The sequence below is a fragment of the Streptomyces sp. GC420 genome (genome assembly GCF_009916105.1).
Taxonomy (GTDB): domain Bacteria; phylum Actinomycetota; class Actinomycetes; order Streptomycetales; family Streptomycetaceae; genus Streptomyces.
On record NZ_JAAAXQ010000633.1, the window covers coordinates 1 to 2,776 of the forward strand.

1 protein-coding gene and 1 pseudogene are annotated in these 2,776 nt (G+C 73.7%); one reads left to right on the plus strand and one right to left on the minus strand.

The annotated features are described in order from the left end of the window. Positions 1-1,161 (plus strand): 4-carboxymuconolactone decarboxylase (pcaC, locus tag GUY61_RS37160; RefSeq protein ID WP_166634700.1); only part of this gene is annotated, 1,161 nt, incomplete at its 5' end. On the opposite strand, the pseudogene GUY61_RS37165 reads toward pcaC, so the two are convergent. Continuing rightward, positions 1,151-2,776: pseudogene (locus tag GUY61_RS37165) on the minus strand (IS200/IS605 family accessory protein TnpB-related protein); the annotation flags it as partial. The gene pcaC and the pseudogene GUY61_RS37165 overlap by 11 nt on opposite strands.

Consider the following 2,776-nt stretch of genomic DNA (forward strand, 5'->3'; position numbering starts at 1 on the left):
AGACGCTGCTGGCACTCAGCCGTCGCCGAACTCGGCGACCGGCTGCTGGCCACCCTCGGCGGGCTCGGCGTCCCGCGCTTCGGCTACGCGGGCTGCGGCATCGGCGGCGCCGTCGGCGCCGACCTCGCCCTGCGCCACCCGGGGTCGGTCGCCTCGCTCGCCCTGATCGCCTCCTCGCCGCGGTTCGGCACCGCCGACGAGTTCCGCCAGCGCGGTGTCGTCGTCCGCACCAACGGGCTCGACCCGATGGCCCGCAACGCGCCCGCCCGCTGGTTCACCGAGCCCTTCGCCGCGAACCAGCCCGCCATCGTCGAGTGGGCCGTGCAGATGGTCCGCACCACCGACCCCGGCTGCTACATCGCGGCGTGCGAGGCCCTGGCCGCCTTCGACATCCGTGCCGGACTGCTCAGCATCGGCCTGCCCACCCTGGTCCTGGTCGGCGCCGAGGACCGGGTCACCGGGCCCGCCGACGCCCGTACGCTCGTCGCGGGCATCCCCGACGCCAGGCTCGCCGTCGTCCCGGGCGCGGCCCACCTGGCGCCCGTGGAACAGCCCGCCGCCGTCACCGACCTCCTCGTCCACCACTTTTCCACGTCCTGGCAGACGGAATCCGCCTCCACCACGGGCCAGACCGCGATCACCGCGGCTCTCGCCCGGCCCGTCCTCGCCGCCCGCCCGGCGGCCGGGCCCGCCGCCGGAACGTCACCGGTCCCGGCAGCGGGCCCGGACTCGGCCCCGGAACAGCCCGAGGCCGTGGCAGCGCCCGGCAGCCCCCGCCCCGGCGCGTACGACGCGGGCATGAAGCTGCGCCGCGAGGTGCTCGGCGACGCCCACGTGGACCGCGCCCTCGACGGGTCCGACGATTTCACCGGGGACTTCCAGGACTTCCTCACCCGCTACGCCTGGGGCGAGGTCTGGGCCCGGCCGGGACTGGACCGCCGCACCCGCAGTTGCGTCACCCTCACCGCCCTCGTCGCGCGGGGCCACCTCGACGACCTCGCCGTCCACACCCGCGCGGCGCTGCGCAACGGGCTGACCCCGGCCGAGATCAGGGAAGTGCTGCTCCAGGCCGCCGTGTACTGCGGCGTGCCCGCCGCCAACTCCGCCTTCAGGGTGGCGCAGGCCGTCATCCTGGAGGAGACCACCGTTCCTAATCAGTGAGCAGGAGTGAGTCTTGGACCCAATCCTGCGTATCTGGCGCATCCCGAACGGTTGTGGATGCACTGGTCGCCCGCGTTCGCTCCGCGTCCGGCGGCACGCATCGTGTGCGTGGTCCGGGGATGCGGGGGGCGGGTTTCCTCATGCCCTCGGGTGCCGTGTCCGGCCTGGGCGTTCCGATGCCCGCGACGATCGCTCCGGTCGTCGTGGGGCGGTGCCGTCCGTCGCCGGATCGGGTGCCCGAGGGCGCGTCTTCCGATCGCCACGGCTGCCGCGTCGTGGCGGGTGGTCCTGCGGGTCCTGGTGGTGAGGGGTTTCTGCCAGTGCTCGGCGCCCCAGCGGGAGGTGTACGCCGGGTCGACGGCCACGATGGTGATGCCGAGTTCGGCGGCCATGCTGACGAGCCGGGCGCGCAGCCCGGCGACGGGCATGCCGGAGATCAGCTTGCGGAAGCGTTTGCGGCGTCCCTGTTTCTCGCGGGTCGTGGAGTCGGTGAAGTCGAGGTCTTCGACCGCGACGGCGAGGCCATGGCGTCGGGCGAAGTGCAGCAGGCGGGTCAGGGCGTGGCGGACCTGTGCGTCGCGGTGGGCGGTGGTGCCGGACAGGTCGTAGTCGAACCGGAGTGGTTCGCCGACCGGGTTGCCGTGGGCGTCGAGGCGCCGGGCGGCGAGATGGTCGGCGTTGGTGTGTCCACCCCGACCACGCCCCGTGCGCGGGCCGCATCCAAGGGGACGGCCTGTACCAGTGGGATGGTCCAGGAGGCGGTGAGGTACCAGCGCCGGCGTGTGATGTCCTCGTGGATGCGGTAGGCCACGGCCCGGTGGGCGGCCACGCGGTCGGCCCACTGCTCGCCCCGGTGCGCGAACGACGCCTTCGCGGCCAGCATGTACCGGCCGTGCGCAGCGTTCGCCAGGTACGCCAGCGGCACCGGGAGCTTGATCGACACCTCGCCGTCGGGGGTGACGCGGATGGTCTCGTTGCCGAACCGCTTGCCGGACTCGCCGTCCGCAGCCAGAAACCTGCGCCCCGCCTCCCATTGCGTACGCCACTGGGTATCGGTGAGGTGGGCCTGCTCCAGGTGGTGGCGGGTGTTCAGCAGCCGCTTGCCGCCGCGCACCACCCGAACCACACCCGCGTCGCGCTCGGCCCGCACGGCTCTGAGCCGGTCTTCGAGCACCCGCAGGCGGCGGGACTTGGCATGCCACTCCCGCCGCGAGCGGTAGCCACCCGGCGCCCGCTTGGTGCCCTTCTCGCCCACCGGCCGGGACAGCCGGTGCCCGATAGCCTTGATTCCGGCCTCGAGGCCGTGGATGTGGGCGAGTTGAGCCCTGCGGGCCAGCGCCCACTGATCGTTGGTGGTCTTCGTGATCGCCCCGGCCCAGCGCGACGAGGACTCCGCGGTCAGGACACGCTTGCGCTCGGCCCACTGCCCACTGCCGTGCACCGGCCCGGCCGCGCACCGCACCCTCAGGTCACGCGAGGCGAGCGAACCGAGATGGTCCCCGACCAGGCGCAGCACCGTCTCGTCCCCGGCGCTCAGGCCCTTGAGCCGGGTGCGGATCGCGACCCCCGACGGGCCGGGCACCACGAACGACGCCGCCACCTCACGCAACCCACC